Raw genomic sequence first — 22,339 nt, 5'->3', positions numbered from 1 at the left:
AACATGCTAATAATAAAAGCATGTTTTTTGTTTTCAAAAACAAAAAACTAGGCGATCGCCTAGTCTTTTACTCTCTTGTATTATTGTTCGTCAGAAAAATCTCTCATGTGTTCGTTTCTGTTATTTTTAAATTTAATTGTATTTACAATAAAAGGATTAACATATTTTTGTGTGATTCCTTGCACGAATAAATAAAACACTGGTGCTAAAGTATCACCTAAAACCATAGCTACTGTTCCGATAATAACAGATTCTAAAATTTGTTTATTTGCTAATAAGTTATTTTGGAAAACTAAAGTAGGTAATTGTTGTGCTAATCCTCTAACTGGATTAATCGCAGCTGTTCCACCTAAAATTCCCATTCACACACTCATTGAAATAATGAATAAAATCATTAAGTCACGGTATTTGTTGTTGATGTTTGGTGAAAAAATAGGGAATAATAAAATTGCTGTCATAACTAATTCGATAAAGAAAATTAAGAATCCACCTGTAACTAATTTTGCGTTATGTGAGATTGGTTGGAAATTTTCGAATAATTTTTCTGTTGATTTAAGCGCTTGAATTGGGTTATTTACTAAATCATTGGCATTAGTAGTAGCTGAACCAATTCCATAAATAATACCAACAGCTAAAACTAAACCAACAATTTGCATCGCTATTTTCATCAATGCATATTTAGTTGTATTTGTTCCATTCATTCATCTTAACAGTGTAACTGCAGGATTTAAATCACAACTGTAACGTAAAAAGATAAATAAACATAAACCAACAATAATGAATCCAGCAAAGAAACCAACAATAACATTATGAATTAAAAATAAGTGTTCAATTTGTTGACCTTTAACATAAATACTTAAACCTGCCAAACCTAAACATAAGAACACAGTTCCGATAATTTCGCTTAAAGCGTGAATGTATCAATATTTTTTAGCATTTGGTTCTTGAGCATATTTTCTATCTTCTTTTTTGTATTTGAAAAACTCAAAAACACTGTGCTTCACTTCCATTTTTTGATTGTCCATTTTTTTCTCTCTTGTTTAACTAACCATTTAAAACGCGACCTTTATCTAAAAGTTTTAAAGCTTTAGAAAAGTCACCTTTTTGTGCGTCATCAGCATTATTTAAAGTGATTGTAGCAATTTGAGTTAAGGCCACATTTGTTAAAAATGCTTGATGAGATGTTATTAAAACATTATCCATTTCAATTAAAGTTCTTCATTCAGGATCAATTTCTTTGTATTCTTCAATTTTGTTTGAAATATCTTGATAAAATCTACCTTCTTCTCTTTCGAGAACGTCGCTAGCTAAACCGGCAATAATATTATTTTCTAAACCATAAATCATTGCTTTGATGTCCATCAATTCACCTCTGGCTGTATTTACGATGATAACACCTTTTTTCATCATATTAACAGCATCTAAATCTAAAACATATCTTGTTGAAGGTAATAGTGGAGCGTGTAAACTGATAAAATCACTATTTTTAAGTAATGTTGTTAAAGAAACATACTCAAAATTCATTTGTTTAGCTAAATCAGGATTGTTAATTTCGTTGAAGGTATCAAAAACTAAAACTTTAGCTCCCATAGCTTCAACAATCTTAATAAAACATTGACCAATTTTTCCTGCCCCAATAACTCCAACAGTTGAACCGCTTACAGAAACACCATCTAAATTATTAAGTGAAAAATTATAATTTTTAACACGTAAATTAGCTTCAATAATTTTTCTATTAAGCGCCATCATTGCAGATAAAGCAAATTCAGCTACACTTTCAGCTGAATAATTAGGAACTCTAAAAACTTCAATTCCTAATTCTTTAGCTTTTTTAAGATCTACTTTGTTGTAACCCATTGATCTTTGTAATCAGAATTTAACATTATATTTAGCTAATAATTCTAAAACGAATTTATCACCTGATGTGTTAACAAAAGCACAAACTGCATCAAATCCTTCTACTAAATAAGCATTATCAATTGTTAAATTTTCTTCAAAATAAACAATTTCATGGCGATTATTATTTACTTTATCAAAGTATTTTTTATCATATTCTTTAGCATCAAAAAAAGCTATCCTCATCTCTCCCCCTTGAAAATGTTAACTAATAATAATATCTTTTCAATTATATTAAAAGGATTTTTTAAAGGTAGCTTTTATATTTGTGTTATTAATAAAAGGTGGAATTTTTTCTAATTAGAAAAATAGAAAAAATGTGTATTTTTCAAGTAATTTTTTAACTTTTTATTAAAAAATTTAAAAATAGTCTCAAAAAAGTTTACTTTCTGAAACAAAGATCAAAAAAACACAGATATATATGAGGTTTTACTATGAGAGATATCCTTTTATATTATTCAAACATTTTCAAAGGCAATACATACAATATACACAAGGCGCTTATAAATAATCATGATATTGACTATTTAAAAATTGATCAACTAAAAAAACAATATAACGATCTTAAAATAAACTACGTAACAATGTTAGATGAGGAATACCCAAAAATACTGTTGCATTATAAATATCCTCCATATGTTTTATATTACAAGGGTGATTTAAAATTACTTAAGCAGACGTCACTATTGTTAATTAGCGAAAATAAAACAGCAGATTCTTATTTAGATTTGGCTAAAGATAAATTCGATGAAAACATTAGTTTAATTATTTTGGATTATGTTCCGCACATTAAAAAAATTAGCGAAAGTTTTGAAAATCCTAAGTTGATTTTCGTGAAAGTTACTCCGCTGTCTTTTATTAATGATTGAGACGACAAAAATTTATACATTAGCCAATATCCTATAACAACACACCCTAAAAAAGAATATTTTGCTGAGCATATTAAAGTTGCTGCAGCCATTAGTGATGCTTTAATAATAATGGGTTCTGAGCAGAAATACAAAACAATAAATTTAGCAAACGTATTTTTAGATTTTGATAAACAAGTTTATTGTTTCCCTAGTAATAATTTAGATGACGCTAATAATTATTTACTAGATAATGGAGCTAGCTTAGTCACAAATTTTTCTAAAATAATAAATATAAAAAATAACCCGCTTTCGCAAGTTATTTAAAATTAATAAAATAAACTCTTAGTTTTGTTTTGTTGGGTAAACAGAAGCATATTTTCTGTTTCTTCTAGTTTCATATTTAACGTATCCATCAATAACAGTAAATAATGTGTCATCACCACCACGCATAACATTAACACCTGGGAAAATTTTGGTTCCTCTTTGACGGTAGATGATTGAACCTGCTGTAGCGAATTGTCCATCACCTAACTTAGCACCTAGTCTCTTACTGTGTGAATCACGACCGTTACGGGTAGATCCACCGGCTTTGGTGTGTGCCATTTTCTAATTACCCCTGAATTCCTGTAATTTTAACACGTGTATAAGGTTGTCTGTGACCTAATTTTCTTTTGTGTGTTGATTTTGCGTTGTGACGGTAAACTACGATTTTTCTTGATTTACCTTGTTTTTCGATAACACCTGTTACGATAGCGTTTTCTAAATATGGACGACCAATTTTGTCATCGATAAGTAAAACTTTATCAAATTTTACTTCGTCACCTTCGTTTCCTTGAAGTTTTTCAACAAAAATTGTTTGGTCTTCTTTAACTAAAAGTTGTTTCCCACCTGTTTCGATAATAGCAACCATTGCTATACCTCCAATAAATGTGGCTCGTCGTTAAGGTAGCAAAGCTTTTAAAACCTTTTCCGAACGGTTACTTAGAGTAACGTTTTAATTATAGTATTTTTTAAAAATAATGAAAGTAAAAAAATGTTTTTGTTTAGCCTTGTTTTATAGGCGAAAAATTAAGTTTTATTTTTGAAAAACCTTTACTCCTAGCAAAATAACAATAACAATAGAAGTTAATAGAAGTAACAAAACTAAAGCAAATGCAATAGAGTGTAAAAGTTTATTTCTTCTTCTTTTTTCTTTTTTAATTATTTCATTAAATTTCTTCTTATTATCATGTAAATGCTTATTAGCGATTTTTTTAGTTGTAAGCTCTTCTAATAATCGCTCAAGTTGATTAATGTGTAGTTTTCTTTTTGTGTATTCTGTTTGCTTTTTTATTTTTTCTAGTTTATTTTTTTCGTTTGTAATTTCATTTTTGACTTTAATAATGAATAAATTACGATACTCGCCATATGTAATAAAATCACTATTATCATTTGTTTGTTTTTTCATAATTAATCCTTTAGCTGAGCTAGTAAATAAATTGAAGCGCTTTCTGCTCTTAAAATTCTTTTACCTAATAACACTACTTCAAAGTTATTTTCTAAAGCTTTAGAAACTTCTTTATCGCTAAAACCACCTTCTGGACCAACTAAAAATAACACATTATCATTTATTTGTTGCAATGAATTTATATTTATAGTTGATTTTTCATGCGCCATTATTTTAAAGTTAGCGTCAATTTTTAACACTTCTTCAAAAGGTGTTAATTCACTTAAAGTAGGGACTTTATTACGAAATGACTGTTCTGCAGCGTTAAGTAAAATTTCTTTAAAACGATCAATTTTTTTGTTAAATTTATATTTAACAATTTCACTATCACAATGTTGAGAAACGACCGGAATTATCCTTGTTACACCCATCTCTGTAGCTTTTTCTAACATTCATTCAAATCTATCTATTTTAATTACACTTGCCGCAAGAACAACATCAAAATTATATTCATGATTTTCATCTATTTGACTGATAATTAATCCTAAGTTTCCCTCAACTACGCACTCATAAAATTTTTGATCATAAACACCAATTATTTTTTTATTTTGTAGTCTTAAAACTTTAAAATGTTTGTGAGTTTTTTCATTAAAAATTAAGTGCTTATCACTTTTGTCAATGGCAAAAAATCTATTCATAGTATTTATTATAAACAAATATAAAAAGAAAAAAAGCAAACCTTTTAAGTGGTTTGCTTGATATATGAATTTATCTCAAAAATTTGAACTGTAAATTAATTTTAAAGTTCTTCTAAGACATCGACCTATAATTAAAATCAATTTGAAGTATCATCTTCTGTGATAGATTCATTCATGTCTAGTTCTAGAATGTCATTTAATTCTTTTGTTGCACTTTTTTCAATGATTGGTTCTTGATTATCAAAGTTTTTAACTTCTTCTTTTGTTGGAACACTAATCATTGGTTGTTCTTGAACTAACTCATTGTTAAGTTCCTGAATAACTGGATTTTCCTTTTTAGCCTTTTTCTCAATAACTTTACCAGCAATAATTGATACTTGGAAAATATCTTCTTCAGTATCTAATGTTTCTTGTCCAATAATAATTTCATCTTCCACATCTGGGTCTTTATTTAAAATTTCATTTACTTTATTGATAGCCATTCTAACTTCATTTAATGTAGCTGTCTTGTCATATTGAATGTTAATCAAGAATCTTTCAGCTCCAGTAATTTCTGTTGAGTAAAGATTGTTGTCAAAAGCTTTTTGTACAGCCTTAACTGCTCTATCTTTACCTGAGGCTTTACCTAGTCCAACTAATGTTAGTCCAGCATTATCTAAAACTTTTCTAACATCAGCATAGTCTATATTAATTTTACCTACACGGTATAGGACATCATGGATAGCAACAATAATGTTTTTTAAATATAAGTTTGAGTATAAAAATGTATCTTCGACTGGGACGTCTCCGTAATTATCAAGTAATTTTTCATTAGAAACTACGATATAAGAATCGACTTTGGTTTTAAGTCTCTCAATTCCTTCTAATGCAGCTTTTGTACGTTTTTTACCTTCAATTAAGAATGGTGTTGTAACAATGGCAATAGTTAATGCCCCTGCATTTTTAGCAGCTTCAGCAATAATTGGAGAAGCTCCTGTACCTGTTCCACCACCAAAACCAGCAGCGATGATTACCACATCAGCACCTTTGATTTTTTCTTCAACATCACGTAAACTCTCTTGAGCTCTTTTAGCACCTATTTGAGGATCGCTACCAGCTCCTAAACCTCTTGATTCTTTACCTAATGCAATCTGGTTTTTACATTTGTTTGTAAACAAAGCTTGAGCGTCGGTATTTGCTACAATGAACTCTACATTTTGGAACTTATTACTTTCAAGCATTGCGATGGCGTTATTCCCAGCACCCCCAACCCCAATAACTTTTAAGTTAATATTAGCACTATTTTGGTTAGCTATTTGTGTAGCTTTGTCTGTAGATTCATTACTTGGTTTACTTAGTAAATCATTTTGTGGTTCAAAACTCATAATTTTCCTCCTGTTTAATTTGGTATTTAAACTAATCTAAATTAGGTATTTCTAGATTGGGCCTAATCAACTAAATTTTATAAAATTTATTTTTCTACGTATAGATAAAAAATAAATAATTATGTTTGGTCTCAAAATTTTTATTTATTACTAAGGCACCACCCTCATATAATAAAAAGATAATTTAAATTGGTTTTTTAAATTATTTATAACCAACAACACCACCACGTGTTTTTTGGTCATTACTAAAAATTTTTTAAACAATAAATATTTATTATTCTCTTTATTTAACAAGTGGAATCTAAAATGTACCCACATTTTAAATTACTCTCCAATTATCAAACATTTAAATAATTTATATTAGCAAACAAAATTAATATTTTTTAAGTATTGCGCAGTCGATAAATTTATAAAAATAATGATTAATCAGCTTTTGAAATTTTGTTATGTTTATTTATTGTGGTGTTCTTAATTTTATGTAATCAAATGTACAAAGTTAATTTGATATATAAGTTTATACTTATTTTATAGTTTAAAAATAAATAAAATTTAAATATAGACTGATGTTTAGCACTAAAGTAGCGATATTTAGAAATTATTATATTTTTGAATAACTAGATTTTTTTAAGAACTCTTAGTTTTGCACTTCGAGATCTTTTGTTTTCTTCTAATTCTTTTTTAGAAGGTTTAATTTGCTTTGCAATGTAATGTTTTTGAGTAATTATTGGCATCTTAGCAGGAATTTTATCCTTTATAAGATCACCAAAAAAATTTTTAACAATTCTATCTTCTAAAGAATGAAAGGTTATGACACTTAAAACACCTTTATCGTTTAAAAGATTTAAAGCGTCATTGAGCATCTGCTTAAGAGATTCTATTTCGTTATTGACTTCAATACGAATAGCTTGAAAAACCGCTTTAGCAGGGTTTTTTGCCCTTAATAGAGCAGCTGGATATGCACTTTTGATTACGTCGACCAATTGCATAGTTGTATGAATTGGGCGAGATTTCTCGATAGCCTTCGCAACTTGCATTGCAAGCTTTACATCAGCATAATCGTGAAATATTTTCGCTAACTCTTCAACAGTGTAATTATTTACGACATAATCAGCAGTCAAGGTTTGGCTTGTATCCATCCTCATATCCAACTTTGCGTCTTTATTGTAGCTAAATCCTCTTTCTGGATTATCAACTTGTGGAGAACTAAAACCTAAATCGGCAATGATACCATCTACTTTAGTTATACCCATTTTAAACAACTGAGATTGTATATCTTTGAAATCACTTTTAATTAATTTAAAATTGTCGGATATTTGACTTAGACGCTCTCTACTTCTTGTGAGAGCATATTGGTCCTTATCAAAACCTATTAGTAGACCTTTATCATTTAACTTCTTAAGAATTTCTGACGAATGACCACCCATTCCTAAAGTTAAATCCACATAAACTCCATCGGGCCTAATTCCTAGGCTCTCAACGGTTTCGTTTAATAGGACTGAATAGTGCGGTTGATTCATACTAATTATTAATTCCTGAAAGTTTTTGTGCAATGTTAGCTATTAAGTCTCCATCGTTTAATTCACTTTGAGAATCGTAAGCTTCTTTAGCTCAGAACTCAACAAAGGACCCCACTCCAACAAAGACAACATTTTTTTGGATAGAAGTTAAGTCAATAATATTTTTAGGAACCAAGAATCTTCCTTGAGAGTCAAGTTGGATTTGAGTTGCTCTTCCCAAAATTGATCTTCTCAAAATTCTGGCATTTTTATCGAACATGCTTTTGCTTTCGATTTCGGCAACATATTTATTAAAGTTATCTTCACTTCTAAGTTCTGCATTTCCATCAAACCCAACGGTGATGAAAAAGGTTGAACCTAGAGAATCTCTAAAAACAGGAGGTAAGATAACTCTATTTTTGTCATCCAACTTTCTTTCTATGGTTCCAAACATTAATTACTCCCACTATCCACCATAATTCTACACTTTCCCCCACTTTTTTTTAACAAAATTTCTAAAAAATTTTATGTATGGTAGTTTTTGCATATTTTTTTAATTTAATCTTCTTTTTTTAATTTTTACGAAATTCGCTAATAAAATTTTTGTGTTCAGAATGTATTAGAAAATAAAAAAGCGAATTACTTCGCTTTTTGCATCTATAACCCGATTTCTGTAATAGCTAACAATTTATCTAACTTTTGCCACGCAAAAGCTCCAAGCTTTGGTTCAATTCCTACTAACTTGATTCCAATACCATAATTTTTGTTTCTAGCTCGTGGAGTTTACCGCGTTTCACAATTCTCGTCTCTGTGGCACTAGTCGTCTGGGCCTAAATTTATTAGATTTAGCACGATCACTACTTGCATCTCAGCAAGTGCTAGTTCGGAGTTTCCTCTAGTGTATTAAATACACCAGCTGTTAGCCGATGCTAATTAATTATAAACATTTTTAGTCCAAAAAAAGTCCATTTTTAGTTTATTTTTAACTTTTTATATAGATATTAATATGAAGAAAATAATCAAATTACTTCTGATTGGAATTTTTATAATAATTAGCTCAATAATTTTTTTGTTTATTCAAACTAACACTGATAAAAAAATTAATTTAGATATTAAACAAAAAAATGAAAATCAATTTGTTTATAAAGTGAGTGGTGCTGTTTTTGCTAACGAAAATATAAAATCTACTAAAAAACTTACATATAGAGAGTTATTTCACAAAATTGGCGTTGGTTCTGACGCCAAAATTGAAATTTTTACTTTAGATGACTATGCACCTACAAACAGTGAAATATATATACCTTATAGAAAAGTCAAAATTAAGTGGAGTTCATTAAAAGATGTACAACAGCTAACAATTTTTGATATTCAAAATAAATACGCAAAGCTAATTATTGATTTTAAAAACAAAAATATTAAAAGGAATTTAACATGAAGTGATTTAGCGCAAATCAAAGGAATTGGAATAAAAACGATTGAAAAATTAAAAGAATTTTTAATTCTTGATTTATAAATATACATACACTTGTGTGCATTGTAATTTCACTTTATGTAATAAATAATATTAAAAATTGGAACACTTATTTAAGTGTGGCCATTGCTAGTTTGTTTTTGTTATTAATTTTTTACGTTTTAATAAACAAGTCTAATTTGATTTATCTTGTTGCTTTTATTGGTATTGTTTTGCTCTATTTTTTATGAAACACGCTTTATTTTAATGTAGCTGAATCTTCAAAAGTACAAAATCAAAACGTTTACGTTTATCAAGCTATTGATAATAATAAATATGTGTGAATGAATAACAAAATGTATTTAATCAAAGATAGTACAGATGAGTTTAAAGTAGGTTATTTTTATAAAATAAACGGATATATAAGCACAATAAAATCACAATACATAAGCAATTACTACGCAAATAAGATAGTTGCTTTTATAAATGTTGACACTTCTGTGAAAATAGGTACTTTTTTCAACGTAAAAAGGTATCTAGATGAGTTTTTTATTAACGCGCCAAATATTTATAAAAAATACTTATTTGCGCTAATTTTTGGATACGGACACGAAAGTGACTTAATTTCTAAAGCTAAGGATCTAAATATTGTTCATTTGATTGTTGTTAGCGGTTTTCATTTTAACATTCTTTTTTCTTTTATTTATTTTATCATGAAAAAAATTAAGGTATTTAAGGCTAATTGAGTTGCTTTTATTATTGTTTTTATTTATTATATTTTTGTTTATAAAAATGTTGCGTCTTTTAGAGCTATTTGTTTTATCTTTGTGAGCAATATTCTATTGCACAACAAATTTAATAATAATAAATTATTTACCCAAAAAATTATTAGCGTTTTTATCATTGCTCTAGTGTATTTATTATTCAACCCTTATGGGATATATAAAGTTGGATTTTATTATAGTTTTGGAATAACTTTCGTTATTTTATTAGTCAATCAACAAAAATCTTGGTCGATTTTTATAAAGTGAAAATGACTTTTTTATTTATATTCTTCAGTAATATTGTATATTACATCACTTTTTATAACCTTAAGTATAAACACAAAAATTAACGCGTTGGCCTTTTTGTATATTTTAATTTTTAGCCCAATAGTTGAATTAAGTATTTTAATTACGTTTTTTACTTTTTATTGGTATTGATTCAATAATTTTTATTACTCTTTAATTGAAAAGATATTGGATTTAGCTGTAGATTACTCTATTTTTATTGAGTGAAATAATAAAATTCAATATTTTATTAGTTTTTATTTGTTTTATTGCTTTATGTGAATATCTTCATATTTTGTATATCTTAAAAACTGAACAGTGTATAAAAATAAAAAAAGAGTCTAATGACTCTTCTAAAAATTCCTTTTTAATTATTTCGTCGAAACGAACTAATTTGTTCCATGAGCTGATGCTTTGCGCATCATGACCGTTCATTTATGAACGCATTGTGTATATTATACACTAAAATTTTAAGGAAGGGAATTTTTTTAGTAAAATTCGTTATTTTTAAAATTTTTAAAATTTTTAAAATTTAATGTGACAAGCTACATCAGGGTGTTTGTCACTATAATCTTGATGGTACTCTTCTGCTAAATAATAATTTTGTAATTTCATTACTTCTGTAACAATTGCTTTAGAATATTTTTTCTGTTCAGTTTTTAAAACATCTTTAATAATTTCTTCATCACTAGAAATTTCAAAATAAACACCATTTCTATATTGACTTCCGTAGTCAACATCTTGATAATTTAAAGCTGTAGGATCGATAACATCAAGTAATTTTTGAACAATTTCACTTAAAGAAATCACAGACTCATCAAAATATACTTCGGTTGTTTCTACTGCGTGAGTTATTTGAAACTTAACTTGTTCGTATGTAGGGTTTTCTATTTGAGAATTAGCGTAACCTACACTTGTGAATCTAACACCCTTTATTGTTTTAAAATAACCTTGAACGCCTCAAAAGCACCCGCCTGCTAAATATATTCTTTTCATCGTTCTCCAATCATAAAATAAAAATAATATGCTAATTATATTAAAAACTTAAATATACGATTAAAAAACGGCAAAAAATAAACTTTTTTTATTTTTTAATATCGATAAAACAAAAGCATACATCTAAAATGTATGCTTAAAAAGAAATAAAAAAAGCAGCTCCCTATTTTCACCTTTCGGCTATCGTCGGCACTAAGAGGCTTAACTACTGAGTTCGGAATGGATTCAGGTGCTCCCTCTCGCTATTGCTACCGATATTATTTTAGCACGAAAAATAAAAAATGTTAAGAAAAAAATTATTTTTTTATTTCTTTAAAAAATAATGATTTAAAGGTTTGGTATAATTTAACCGGAGTTAATATTATGACTAAAAAATTATACTTTTCAAACGTTTTAGAAGCTATTAGTGTTATATCAACAAGTGATAGCGATATCGATAAAAAAATTAAGAAAAATAAGCGCTTAATTAAAATATTAAGAAACATTTATTTAGTAATTATTTTATTTACCGTTATCTTTTCTTTTGCAAGCTTTGCAATAACTACTCAAGATAAAAATAATGAAATGGTTATTAAATTACTAAAAATTATTACAATTAGCTCATTTTTTATTTTTTCTATTGATTACTTACTTCACTGGATTAGCTTCCCTCTTAGAGCTAACAAAGATAGAGGATTTTGGCTTAACTTTTTAATATTTCCTTTTACAGGAATTGGGATAATTTTATTGCTTTGCGTTTTGCCTAGCATTCACGTTTTAGAATATTTTGATCCTGAACTTAGCAAAAATACAGCCATATCGTATTTTAAAACTATAACTTTTTTTAGAGTTGTAAGACTTATACTTATTTTAAAAGTCTTTGCGCCATTTAGAATACTAATTAATGTTTTTAGAGATCAGAGAGTTATTCTAACATACATATTCTTATTTATACTTATTTTAATAGTTGTTTTTGCACTAATCATTTGAAGAAACGAGCAAGAGTGACTTAAACAAACAATTGATCAATTGAAAAAACCTGGACAAGTTTTGTTTGGTGCAAGTGAAGAAAAAATAAATGAATATATAAATGATAATTACTCTAATGTTGTAAATAATTTCGGTAACGCAATTTATTTTGCGACAATAACATTAACAACAATTGGTTACGGTGACTTTGTTCCACATGCGGAAACATCAAAAACGATAGTTATTATTGTTTCACTTTTAGGTATTGCCTTGTTTGCAATTCCTAGTGGTGTTATCGCCGGATCTGTTTTAACAGAAATGAACAAAGCCTTCGAATCAAAAAAAACATTTAGAAGCTCCTCTTCTAATAAAGAAAAAAAAGAAATGGCTTCACATATAAAAGCAGAAATTCAAGAAGAATTAAAAGAACTTCAAAACAATAACATTGGTTCACAAGAGCACAAATCACAAGATAAAGAATAATATGCAAGTCAAATACGCAAAAAGCTTTACGTTTTGCGTATTTTTTTTCGATAATTTAGCATTAAGGTAAAATAAAAATATGTCATCTAATAATATTAGCAATTCTCAAACACTTGAAAAGTCACTGGATTTTTTTAAATCAAGCACATTTATAATTATTTCATCACTTATATTAGTTGTTCTAATATTTTTGTTGATAACATATATAATTTATCGTTATTTATTTTCTTTTAAAAAAATGAGAGCGACTGATATAGGTAAATTTAATAAACAAACCAGAAATTTTATTAAAGATTATAAAATTGAAAAAGGTGAAGTAATTTTAAGTAATATTTTAGTTTTTAACAAGTATGCCAGAGATAAACATTCGCTTATTCCTTTTATATATATAAAGAATAATCATCTGTATTTACTTTCTAATTTTGTCAAAACTCCCAAAAACATTAAAGATTTTAGCTTAATTTTAAATAAATCTAACTATAAAATAGCTTTTAAAAACAATAAAAACAAATTTAAATATTCCAATGATGTTAATTTATATTGATTAAACGAAATCGAAAAGTTTTTAACTAGAGAATTGAATCTAAACAACAAACAAAGACAAATTGCAAAAGTTGTTGTTCTTCAAAAGCAATTAGTAAATATTGAGAATAATACTGATTTTTACGTATTGGCTAAAGATAAAATAAAAACCGATATCTTAACAATACCTACACTTGTTTTGGATGATTTACAAATAAATAATTTAGTTAAATTCTTAAATGAAAATAACATTTACATGAAAACAAAATAATAAAAGTTGATTCTGTTGAATCAACTTTTATTTATTGTAAATATTGAAATTATTTTTGTGTACGAACACGAACAATTGTATATGGAATTAAAGCCATTTCTCTAGCTCTTTTAATTGCTGTTGTTACACGACGTTGGTGACGAGCACATGTACCTGTAGCACCTGATGGTTTAATTTGTCCTGTTGCATTTACGTATCTTTTTAATAAATCTGTGTTTTTGTAATCTACATAATCTTGTTTGTTTTCACAAAATTCACAAACTTTTCTTCTACTTGAAAAACCTTTTTTGTTTTTAATAAAAGCCATTTTTTCTCCTTAAATTTTTATTCTTTATCGATTTCATCCATCCCACCAAAAATATCTGATTTTTGTTGGCTTAGACGATCGATTATACTGAAATCGTCATCATCATCGCTTTTAATAGCTGATAAATCGACAACGTTATAAGAATTATTTGAAGATGAATTTGTTTTATTATTAACTTGTGAGGGGTTAGTAAAATTATTTGAACTTGGTTGTTCTTTATTAAAATTATTTTTACTAAAATTTGGAGTAGTAGGTGTGAATGAATTAGGATTTGGGACCCTTTGATCTACAACAGCTTTGGGTTCTAAAATTCTTAATCTATCAATTGTTACATCATAACTGGTAACCAAAAGATTATCCTTATTTTTATATGTACTTGAAGTTAAAGAACCTTCAACAGCAATTAAAGTTCCTCTTCTTACGGCATTATTTAAATATAAAGCTGTATTTCTTCAAGCTACCAACGGAATAAAATCTGTTTGCTCAGTTTGAGTATCTCTCTCAACTGCCAAAGTCACTCTAGCCAGAGAAACCCCGTTATTAAGTTGAGTAAAACGAACTTCTTGAGTTGTTCTACCAATTAAAAAAACTTTATTCATCTAAATGCTCCTTATAAATTATTTAGAAACTTGTGCTTCTTTTGTACGAAGAGGTTTTTTAGTAGTTTCTTTTTTTGATTTACGTGCAGTTCTTTTAGAAGATTTTGAAAAACCTTTTTCAGAATCTAAATTAATAACCATTTTTCTTCAAATACCTTTGATGATATTTGTTTTACGTGTAAATTCAGCAATTGTGTTACTTGCAGCTTCAACTTCTGCTAAAACATATTGAGCGTGTTTTGATTTGTTAATTTCAAAAGCTAATTCGTTTAACTCTAATTTTTCAGCTTTTTTAACACCTTCACCAAAAACTTCTGTTAATAAGTTTGTAGCAAGTGAAACGTCAGCTTTAGGGTCAACGATCATCATAATTTCGTATTTTGCCATTTTTTCCTCCCTATGGACTCAGGGTTACTCAGATTTTTATTAGTAACCAAGGAGTAGTAAATACTCTTTTTTATTATAAACTTATTTTAAAAATTAGGTATTTTTATTTAGTTATTTAAAACTCCTATTTTTAAGTAATATTGGGCTTTTTAGAATTTTTTTATTTTATTTTTATATTTAAAAATAAAGAATTTGGCTAGAAATTTTATTTTTATTTTTATTTAAAAAAGTGGTAAATTAATTAGTATGCAAAAACTCGTTATAGTTGAGTCGCCAAACAAAGTTAAGGCTATTCAAAAGTATTTAGGAAATGATTATATAGTTGAATCTAGTGTAGGTCATATTGTTAAATTGAAAACTTCTGGTCAATATGGTTTAGGAATAGATTTAGAAAATTGAGAACCCCAATATTCTCTTGAAAGAGGTAAGGGAGAATTGGTTAAAAAACTAAAGAAATTAGCTTCGCAAGCTGAATTAGTTTATATAGCAACTGACCCTGATCGTGAAGGGGAAGCTATTGGTGATAACTTAGTCAAATATCTTAAAGTTGAAGATAAATATAAAAGAATCAAATACAACGAAATAACTAAGGAAGCAATTTTAAACTCAATTGATAAGGCTGGTTTAATTGATGAATCATTAGTTAATGCTCAAAAGTCTCGTAGAATGCTTGATAGAATTATCGGATTTAGATTGAGCCAATTAATGAAACAAAAAATGAAAAACACTCCTACAAATCCTAGTGCAGGTAGAGTACAATCAATTGCTTTGAAATTAGTTGTAGATCGCGAAAGAGAAATCCAAAGTTTCGTTCCTGAAGAATTTTATCGTTTGAATGCATTAATTAGTAAAGAAAATGAAATTTCTGCTTACTATATTAATGAAAAAAATCCTTCAGATAAAAAAGATTGAATTCTGCCAAATGAAATTGAAGATATTAAAAAATATTTTGAAAGCGCTAATAAAAATTTAAAAGTTGTAGATATAAAAATAAGTGAAAGAAAAGTTGCTAGTGTTACGCCTTTTAAACAAGCTGTTTTATATAAAAGGAGTCCTTTGAGCTCAATTTCAACTCAAATAGCAGCCCAAAAACTTTATGAAGGTTACGGAGAAGGTGGATTAATTTCATATCCTAGAACCGATAGCACAAGAATGAGTCAAAGTTTTATTAATACTGCTCAAAAATATATTGAACAAAAATGAGGAAAAGAATATGTAGCCACTAAAATAAATGGTATTAGTGGAGATCAAGATGCGCATGAGGCTATAAGACCTACAGACATTAATTTAACTCCTATTTTAGCCAAGGCAAAATATCCTGAAATGACTGATAACGAATTTAAAATTTATCGTCTTATTTACAATGTGACAATGCAATCACTCATCACACAACCAATTAGAATTAACAAAACATATACATACAAAAATGGAGAATATGTTTTTAAAAACAGTTTTAGCTCTGTTAAATTTGATGGGTATTATGTTATTGAAAGCGAAAAAGAACAAGATTTAAAAGATCCTAATTACACATTGGAGCAAGTTGTTGATGTTGAAGAATTTGTTTTTTCAGATCATCAAACTAAACCTGCACCAAGATATACAGAAGGTAGTTTAATTGAAGCTTTGGACAATATTAAAGTTGGTCGCCCTTCGACATTTGCTACTACAGTTAAGATAATTAAGGATCGTTTATACGTCAAAAATGAGGGTTCTCAGTTAGTTCCTACAGAATTTGGTATAAATGTTTTAGATAAATTAATTACTTCATTCCAAGATATCATTAACGAAGAATATACCGCTAAAGTCGAACAAGAATTAGATGATATTTCTGAAAATAAAATAAATTATAAAAATGTAATGCAAGAGTTTTGAGATCGTTTTACAATTACGCTTGAAACAGCTAAAGAAACAATGCAACAAACTAGCCTAAAACAAGAGTTATTGGATGAATTGTGTCCTGAGTGTCAAAAACAATTAATCATAAGATACAACAAAAAACGTCAAAAATTTATCGCATGTACTGGATTCCCAAATTGTAAATACACTAGAAGTATTGATACAAAAAAAGAACAAAATGATTCTAATATTAATGCAACAGCTTAGTTTTAACAATATCGCTATGCGATATTTTTTTTGATAAAATTAAAGTTATGAAAAACAGTATTAAAAAATATTTATGTGCTGCTTTTAGTGGATTTTTTGTTGCAAGTGCGCCATTAATGGTTAGTTCGTGTCAAACTTATGATTTTAAACAAAACACAATAGAATTGTTGGATAAATTCGAACAAATAAGAGATGATCTTCAAAAACAAAACAACCCAAAACTTAAATATTTGCTTTTTTCTATGAATTACTTTATTAAAAATTCTGCACCAGGTATAAGAAATTTGGAAGCTTACACTCAAGTTGCTGCTGATGATTATTTAAGATATTCGGCTTTATTACAAGCTAATAATCAATTAATAAAAGAAATAATAGTGCCTGAATTATTAAAACAAAAAGAAATCACTGATGCAGAATTTGTTAATCAATTTTATGGTGTATACTTTTTGATAATGGGTAATTTTAATCGTTCTTTTAGCGAAATAAAATCTAATTTAAATAATGCCGAAATTATCATCAAACAAAAACAAAACTACTTTGCCAATTTAAGTGAAGAGCAAAAAAATGCTTATATTGATGTAACTGAACAATACAAAATGTTTTTGAATTATTATTCGAATGCTTTATATAATTTTGCGCTTAATTTTAGAGAAAATCTTTCTTTAGAATTACCAAATCAATTGCAATTAAGTAATATCATAAGTGATCTTAATAAGAAATATCAAGATTATATAAATATTTTGGATTTAATTGTCCAAGGTAAAAATTATAAAACAGCCGATTATGTTTTTCTTTCTAAAGTTGTTTATCAATGGGATATAACTAAAAAGCAAAAATAAAACACGAATACATCTTAAAAACAGATGTATTCGTGTTTTTGTTTTTATTTTTGATTAACTTTGTTTCTTCTTGGTTTTGGTTTTCTTTTAGGATATGGTTTTATTAGACATGAATTAACCACTTCATTAATCTCTAGCAGTCTATTTCCGTTTAACGGATTAATAAATGCTTTATCTTTGTCTAATTCAGTCATGAAATATTTAATTAATTTAGGGTTAAAAAAGTATTGATAATTATTGTACATTTCCAATAAATTTTTAAGTGTGAAAAAAACATTTTTTTCGAGTGTTTTAGGATATTTAAATCTTCTAGAATTGTGGTAAAACTCTTCTCTGTCTACGATTTTTAAATCTTTACCTGGATAACACTTAACATCTAAGTCATAATCAATGAACTTTAGTGTGTTCTCTTCATAAATGGGTGTGCTCGCTAAATTAATATAAGTGTAAAAACCGTTTTTCTTTAAAAGAATTAAGGCGTTGTATAAACTTTTTTTACTAAAAAATCATAAAACATGCTCTCTATATGTTCAACTTTTATTATCTCTTTCGCTTACATGTGTTTTATACATAAGTAAAACAATATGTTTTTCGCTATTAACTAGAACTTTGGCTTTATTTCATTGGCGATAAAGTTGGCCATTAAATTTATAAGCTTGAACGGTAATTACGTCATTAACTTTTAGCGACGTAAATCTGTTTTTCATTTTTGTCTTTCTACGATATTTAGACAATTTTAAGAATTAATTTTTTCAAAATACAAATTATTATCTTTTTCAATTAAAGAATAATAATGTTTTTCATCGAGTTTATTAATTGTTTTGCTGTTTAAATCAATTAAATTATTTATAGTGATTTTAACATCGGAAATTATTTCATTTTCTTGAATTTCATCATCATTGTTAATATCATCTCAATAAGATATAGATTTTGAGATATCTACTAGATCCAGATTGATAAAATCTTTTGTAGAATATGAATAAAAAATATCATTATTTGTATAAATGTTTTGTGGGAATAAATTGAAATCGCTAATACTTTTTTCAATTAAAGGATTGTGGGTTATTGAATTAAATCTAAATATCAATTTTTTATCGAATGTGGCTTTAATATAAGGGTTTTGGGGATTTTTAGAGAAAAATACGAAACCTTTATATTTATTATTATAATCTAAAAAACCATTTAGTTTAATAAAGTTTTGATTATTGTCTTTAATGTCAATTAAAACTTTTTCATTAGCCTTAACAAATTGATATTCAGGATGTTTTACACTTATGCTAGAAATATTTTTACCATAACCGAGCATATCTAAATTTAACTTATAAAAATTAAACTGCGAATATAAAAAAGGGTATTGTTCAGTTGGATTAGCGCTCTTGATAAATAAATAATTTGGGTATTTTAATCTTTTATCACTTATTTGAATTGGGTAAAATATCTGTTTGTACTTACCTACAGCATCAAAGAAAACTTTATAATAGTCATCAAAATAATTATTAAAACTTCTAGAAACTAACTGATTATCATCTCTAAACACAAAAATTCCAAATCAATCTAGATAATAGTACAATCCGTCTTTAGCTTCTTTAAAAAATATTTTTTTGTTTATTTTATTTGCAAAAGGAATAAAAGATGATTTTGTATTTTCTCTTGCTATTAATTCATCTAGATCATAAACATATTGTAATGTTGACAAGCTAGTTTTAAATTCACTTAAAGTAGCATCAAAAATAACATTATCATTATTGAGCGCAAAATAATTATTTACCTTATTTATAGCATTTTTGGATTCTTCAGAAGAATCTTGATCAATAATATTAGAATTATAAAAAAGATCTTTTAAAGTTAAAAAATCAAAAATTTTATTATTTACGTTTGAAACTACTTGATCATTTAAAAATCACTGATATTTTGTGTCAATATTATTTAAATAAAAATATTTACGATCATCATTTGAATCGCGAGTGAAATTTAAAATATTGACAAAATTGTCATAAAAATGTTTGTTTCAGTAATTAAATTTTTGGTGATTGTGTCCCTCGTCTTCATCGTTTATTGTTGATGTTACACCAACATAATTATTTTTTTGATTTTGTTTTAATGTGGGTGTTTTTAAATAAAATTTAGCAAAATGGTGAAAATATTCATGAAATAACGTTGGGATTAAAAATTTTACTTTATCTTCTAATGAAATTCCTTTTTCAATTAAATCATATGCATTTAAGTAAATCGATGAATTATTTTGAATATATAAACCACGAGAGTTAATTTGAATTATGTCAAAATCATTAATATTAACACTACCCAAATCATTTATCTCATTAGAAAAAGGAATAGATTTTTTAAAATAAAAAGCTAAAAGTTTTAATCCATTTTTATCTAAGAAAAAGCGAATATCATCTTTTTCTTCGTTAATATAGTAAGAAAAATCTCTAAATTTTAAATTTGTATATGGATCAACATATTCTAAGACATATATTTTTTTGTCTGTAAATATACTTTTTTGAATAGAAAGTTTAAAATCATCATTAAATTTATTAAAGTCATCGTTCAAATCTTTCTTTAGTTGTGGATCTAAAAAATCATAAGCTGCGTTTTTAAAAGCATCAATTTTAAGATTTGAAAAATTGAAATTATAATTGTCTAAATTAGAAGAAACACTAATATCATTTAAGTTGTGCCTTTTTTGATTTTTATAAACTTGATTTTGGGTTTGCAAACTTAAAAAGTTATACAATTTCAAACTACCAAAAATAAGAGCCAATATAAATAAAGGAACAAAAACTAAAGTGCCAATAAATAAAATTAATTTTGATTTTTTCATATACATATTATAAAGATTAGCCTCCAAAGTGATCTGAATTTTTAAGAGTTAAATACAAAAGTATTTAACAATCAAAAAATGATTTAAAAATGCTCCTTTTTATGGAAAAGTACGTACCACTATCCTGATACTAAGCTAAAGATTGGTAAAATATAAGTGTAGATAAAATTATTTTGGAGGCTTTATGTATAAATACAAAGCAAGATTAATATCAAATTCTGAAATTATAGCTCAAGCTAATAATTTACCAGATTTAGAAGGTATGATCAAAGGATTTAGAAGAGGTCAAAAACATGGTATTCACACTCGTGCAAACGAGAAAATTGAAATTATTCATGTTGAAAGAAATAATTTAGAAGGAAAACATTTTTCAAAAGAAGAGTTAATTAAAGTTGTTTAAACTTAAATAAGTTAATAAATAAATTAATAAAAAATCATAATTTTACAATTATGATTTTTTTAATGTTTTGTGATTATTTACTAAGTGAATTAACGGTAAAAATTCAATATTTTCTTAAGGATATTAAGTTTTTTGTTAGTGTAAGGATGTCTTTTGATATAGGCTAAAAAGTCGAATCTTTTATTTAAATATGCGCTTTTGTGTGAAAAAAGTTCAAAACTACTTCAACCACGATAGCGATTTACTCCACTATTTTTATATCCTCCAAAACTCAAACGATTATTACTGATTATGTCAATAGTTTTATTGACCATTAAATTACCATAATCAATATTTTCAATAACAAAATCAATATTTTGTCTATTTTTGGTAAAAACATAAGCAATAAGCGGATTAGGGTTTAAATTGTATGTGTCTAGAATTTCGCTTTTTTTATTAAATGATTTCAATAGAAAAATCGGCGCAAAAATCTCTTCATTTCAAATTTGTTTATGCTCTTTGGATTCCTCGACAATAATTGGTTCTATTTTACAAGTTGTTGCATTTGAAAAAGGATTAACATTAACTTCTTCTAAAATTGTATGAATTTTAGAGAAATTGTTAATGTTGATTATCTTTGGAAAATTAACATCATTTAAAAAATTGTTTTTGGTTAATTTTAATAACTCTGTTTTTAAATTTTCTTTTAATTGTTCTTTAACAGACTCGTGCACTAAAATATAATCTGGAGCTACACATGTTTGACCACTATTTAATAATTTACCAAAAATAAGCTGTTTAGCAGCGTTTTTTAAATTAGCATCCTCAAAAATTATCGCTGGACTTTTTCCACCTAATTCAAGGCATATTGGTATTTGGTGAATTGTAGAATATTCTTTAATTAATTCCGCTAATGCATGACCACCGGTAAAGAAAATAAAATCTCACTCTTTTTCTAAAGATTTTTCAACGCTTATAGAATCTTCTAATTTAACTTGTGGAATAAAAGCATTTATTTTTTGAATTAAGTCTTCAAGAACAATTTTAGTGCTTTTAGTAAAGGGATGAATTTTTACAAATATTTCGTTATCAGCGCTTAAAGCCCCAATCAAGGGGATAAAAAGTAAATTAACAGGATAATTTCAAGAATTAAAAATTAATACTTTACCATGCGGCTTGTAAATATAACCTTCTTGACCTATCAGTAAGCTTCATAATTTATTTTGCGGTATGAACCTTTTGATTTTTCTTGATTTACGAATAAAGTAATTTATTTCTTGATAAACAGGTATTAATTCACTTAAATATGTTTCATATTCACTTTTGTTTAAATCCTGTTTTAGGGCATTTATTAATGCTGATTCATTTTCTTTGATGATTTGTTTGATTTTGTTTAATTTTTGCTTCAAAGTCATGCTTTTTTCTCCTTTTTGATAATTTTAAGGCACAAT

General features: G+C 26.8%; 24 protein-coding genes, 1 rRNA gene and 1 other RNA gene. 8 read left to right on the top strand and 18 right to left on the bottom strand.

Annotated features, from left to right (window positions below; translation table 4 throughout):
• Positions 1-80 precede the first annotated feature (80 nt).
• Together V2E24_RS00530 and V2E24_RS00525 are read right to left on the bottom strand one after the other, a co-directional pair.
• Complete coding sequence (locus tag V2E24_RS00530; protein WP_330500477.1) at positions 81-1,025, bottom strand: aquaporin; 945 nt, start codon at positions 1,023-1,025, stop codon at positions 81-83.
• Positions 1,026-1,044: 19 nt separating this feature from the next.
• Positions 1,045-2,082: a 2-hydroxyacid dehydrogenase gene (locus V2E24_RS00525; RefSeq protein WP_330500476.1), complete on the bottom strand. Its 1,038-nt coding sequence runs from the start codon at positions 2,080-2,082 to the stop codon at positions 1,045-1,047.
• A gap of 248 nt (positions 2,083-2,330) precedes the next feature.
• Between V2E24_RS00525 and V2E24_RS00520 the strand changes: the two genes are divergently transcribed.
• Positions 2,331-3,071, top strand: a complete 741-nt coding sequence (locus V2E24_RS00520) for an LOG family protein (RefSeq protein ID WP_330500475.1) — start codon at positions 2,331-2,333, stop codon at positions 3,069-3,071.
• An 18-nt stretch (positions 3,072-3,089) separates the two neighbouring features.
• On the opposite strand, the gene rpmA is transcribed toward V2E24_RS00520, so the two are convergent.
• From rpmA to rnpB, 8 genes are all read right to left on the bottom strand, one after another.
• Positions 3,090-3,350, bottom strand: coding sequence for a 50S ribosomal protein L27 (rpmA, locus tag V2E24_RS00515; RefSeq protein ID WP_330500474.1), 261 nt, complete (start codon positions 3,348-3,350; stop codon positions 3,090-3,092).
• 7 nt (positions 3,351-3,357) lie between these two features.
• On the bottom strand, positions 3,358-3,657 hold the full coding sequence (gene rplU, locus V2E24_RS00510; RefSeq protein WP_330500473.1) for a 50S ribosomal protein L21: 300 nt from the start codon (positions 3,655-3,657) through the stop codon (positions 3,358-3,360).
• A 165-nt stretch (positions 3,658-3,822) separates the two neighbouring features.
• Positions 3,823-4,194 carry a hypothetical protein gene (locus V2E24_RS00505; protein WP_330500472.1) on the bottom strand — a complete coding sequence of 124 codons (372 nt, stop codon included), beginning with the start codon at positions 4,192-4,194 and terminating at the stop codon, positions 3,823-3,825.
• A 2-nt stretch (positions 4,195-4,196) separates the two neighbouring features.
• On the bottom strand, positions 4,197-4,871 hold the full coding sequence (locus V2E24_RS00500) for a 16S rRNA (uracil(1498)-N(3))-methyltransferase (protein WP_330500471.1): 675 nt from the start codon (positions 4,869-4,871) through the stop codon (positions 4,197-4,199).
• A gap of 131 nt (positions 4,872-5,002) precedes the next feature.
• Positions 5,003-6,235 carry a cell division protein FtsZ gene (gene ftsZ / locus V2E24_RS00495; RefSeq protein ID WP_330500470.1) on the bottom strand — a complete coding sequence of 411 codons (1,233 nt, stop codon included), beginning with the start codon at positions 6,233-6,235 and terminating at the stop codon, positions 5,003-5,005.
• Positions 6,236-6,849: 614 nt separating this feature from the next.
• The gene (rsmH, locus tag V2E24_RS00490) at positions 6,850-7,752 is read right to left on the bottom strand and encodes a 16S rRNA (cytosine(1402)-N(4))-methyltransferase RsmH (RefSeq protein WP_330500469.1); all 903 of its coding nucleotides are present in this window, start codon (positions 7,750-7,752) and stop codon (positions 6,850-6,852) included.
• 1 nt (position 7,753) lies between these two features.
• Positions 7,754-8,185 (bottom strand): division/cell wall cluster transcriptional repressor MraZ, encoded by a 432-nt coding sequence (locus V2E24_RS00485; RefSeq protein WP_330500468.1) that lies wholly within the window; start codon positions 8,183-8,185, stop codon positions 7,754-7,756.
• Positions 8,186-8,386: 201 nt separating this feature from the next.
• Positions 8,387-8,662, bottom strand: an RNA gene (gene rnpB, locus V2E24_RS00480) — RNase P RNA component class B.
• A 75-nt stretch (positions 8,663-8,737) separates the two neighbouring features.
• On the opposite strand from rnpB, the gene V2E24_RS00475 reads away from it, so the two are divergent.
• Both V2E24_RS00475 and V2E24_RS00470 read left to right on the top strand, forming a co-directional pair.
• A complete protein-coding gene (locus V2E24_RS00475; protein WP_330500467.1) occupies positions 8,738-9,244 on the top strand; it encodes an MAG0490 family ComEA-like DNA-binding protein in 507 nt (168 codons plus the stop codon).
• A gap of 137 nt (positions 9,245-9,381) precedes the next feature.
• Positions 9,382-10,575, top strand: a complete 1,194-nt coding sequence (locus V2E24_RS00470; protein WP_330500466.1) for an MAG0480 family ComEC-like protein — start codon at positions 9,382-9,384, stop codon at positions 10,573-10,575.
• Positions 10,576-10,755: 180 nt separating this feature from the next.
• Here V2E24_RS00470 and msrA read toward each other — a convergent pair whose 3' ends face one another.
• Entirely contained in the window at positions 10,756-11,226 is a 471-nt protein-coding gene (gene msrA / locus V2E24_RS00465) for a peptide-methionine (S)-S-oxide reductase MsrA (RefSeq protein ID WP_330500465.1), read from the bottom strand.
• Between the two features lie 150 nt (positions 11,227-11,376).
• Positions 11,377-11,482 (bottom strand): 5S ribosomal RNA (rrf, locus tag V2E24_RS00460).
• 107 nt (positions 11,483-11,589) lie between these two features.
• Between rrf and V2E24_RS00455 the strand changes: the two genes are divergently transcribed.
• Both V2E24_RS00455 and V2E24_RS00450 read left to right on the top strand, forming a co-directional pair.
• On the top strand, positions 11,590-12,657 hold the full coding sequence (locus V2E24_RS00455; protein ID WP_330500464.1) for an ion transporter: 1,068 nt from the start codon (positions 11,590-11,592) through the stop codon (positions 12,655-12,657).
• A 79-nt stretch (positions 12,658-12,736) separates the two neighbouring features.
• The gene (locus V2E24_RS00450) at positions 12,737-13,450 is read left to right on the top strand and encodes a hypothetical protein (protein ID WP_330500463.1); all 714 of its coding nucleotides are present in this window, start codon (positions 12,737-12,739) and stop codon (positions 13,448-13,450) included.
• 49 nt (positions 13,451-13,499) lie between these two features.
• On the opposite strand, the gene rpsR is transcribed toward V2E24_RS00450, so the two are convergent.
• The 3 genes from rpsR to rpsF are packed head-to-tail and all read right to left on the bottom strand — an operon-like array spanning position 13,500 to position 14,743.
• Positions 13,500-13,757, bottom strand: coding sequence for a 30S ribosomal protein S18 (gene rpsR / locus V2E24_RS00445; protein ID WP_330500462.1), 258 nt, complete (start codon positions 13,755-13,757; stop codon positions 13,500-13,502).
• Between the two features lie 17 nt (positions 13,758-13,774).
• Positions 13,775-14,356 (bottom strand): single-stranded DNA-binding protein, encoded by a 582-nt coding sequence (locus tag V2E24_RS00440; protein ID WP_330500461.1) that lies wholly within the window; start codon positions 14,354-14,356, stop codon positions 13,775-13,777.
• Between the two features lie 18 nt (positions 14,357-14,374).
• Positions 14,375-14,743, bottom strand: coding sequence for a 30S ribosomal protein S6 (gene rpsF / locus V2E24_RS00435; protein WP_330500460.1), 369 nt, complete (start codon positions 14,741-14,743; stop codon positions 14,375-14,377).
• 246 nt (positions 14,744-14,989) lie between these two features.
• On the opposite strand from rpsF, the gene topA reads away from it, so the two are divergent.
• The gene (topA, locus tag V2E24_RS00430) at positions 14,990-16,846 is read left to right on the top strand and encodes a type I DNA topoisomerase (protein ID WP_330500459.1); all 1,857 of its coding nucleotides are present in this window, start codon (positions 14,990-14,992) and stop codon (positions 16,844-16,846) included.
• Between the two features lie 47 nt (positions 16,847-16,893).
• On the top strand, positions 16,894-17,685 hold the full coding sequence (locus V2E24_RS00425) for a hypothetical protein (protein WP_330500458.1): 792 nt from the start codon (positions 16,894-16,896) through the stop codon (positions 17,683-17,685).
• 44 nt (positions 17,686-17,729) lie between these two features.
• Here the strand turns inward: V2E24_RS00425 and V2E24_RS00420 are convergent, their stop codons facing one another.
• Both V2E24_RS00420 and V2E24_RS00415 read right to left on the bottom strand, forming a co-directional pair.
• Entirely contained in the window at positions 17,730-18,392 is a 663-nt protein-coding gene (locus V2E24_RS00420; RefSeq protein WP_330500457.1) for a DUF402 domain-containing protein, read from the bottom strand.
• A gap of 29 nt (positions 18,393-18,421) precedes the next feature.
• A complete protein-coding gene (locus V2E24_RS00415) occupies positions 18,422-20,509 on the bottom strand; it encodes an MYPU_1760 family metalloprotease (RefSeq protein WP_330500456.1) in 2,088 nt (695 codons plus the stop codon).
• A gap of 184 nt (positions 20,510-20,693) precedes the next feature.
• Here V2E24_RS00415 and V2E24_RS00410 point away from each other — a divergent pair, with 184 nt between their 5' ends.
• Complete coding sequence (locus V2E24_RS00410) at positions 20,694-20,909, top strand: MAG6790 family protein (RefSeq protein ID WP_330500455.1); 216 nt, start codon at positions 20,694-20,696, stop codon at positions 20,907-20,909.
• An 89-nt stretch (positions 20,910-20,998) separates the two neighbouring features.
• Here the strand turns inward: V2E24_RS00410 and V2E24_RS00405 are convergent, their stop codons facing one another.
• Positions 20,999-22,303 carry an aldehyde dehydrogenase family protein gene (locus tag V2E24_RS00405; protein WP_330500454.1) on the bottom strand — a complete coding sequence of 435 codons (1,305 nt, stop codon included), beginning with the start codon at positions 22,301-22,303 and terminating at the stop codon, positions 20,999-21,001.
• Positions 22,304-22,339: the final 36 nt, after the last annotated feature.

This window comes from Mycoplasmopsis ciconiae (genome assembly GCF_036350065.1).
GTDB lineage: Bacteria > Bacillota_I > Bacilli_A > Mycoplasmatales > Metamycoplasmataceae > Mycoplasmopsis > Mycoplasmopsis ciconiae.
This window is presented reverse-complemented; position numbering and strand designations above follow the sequence as displayed.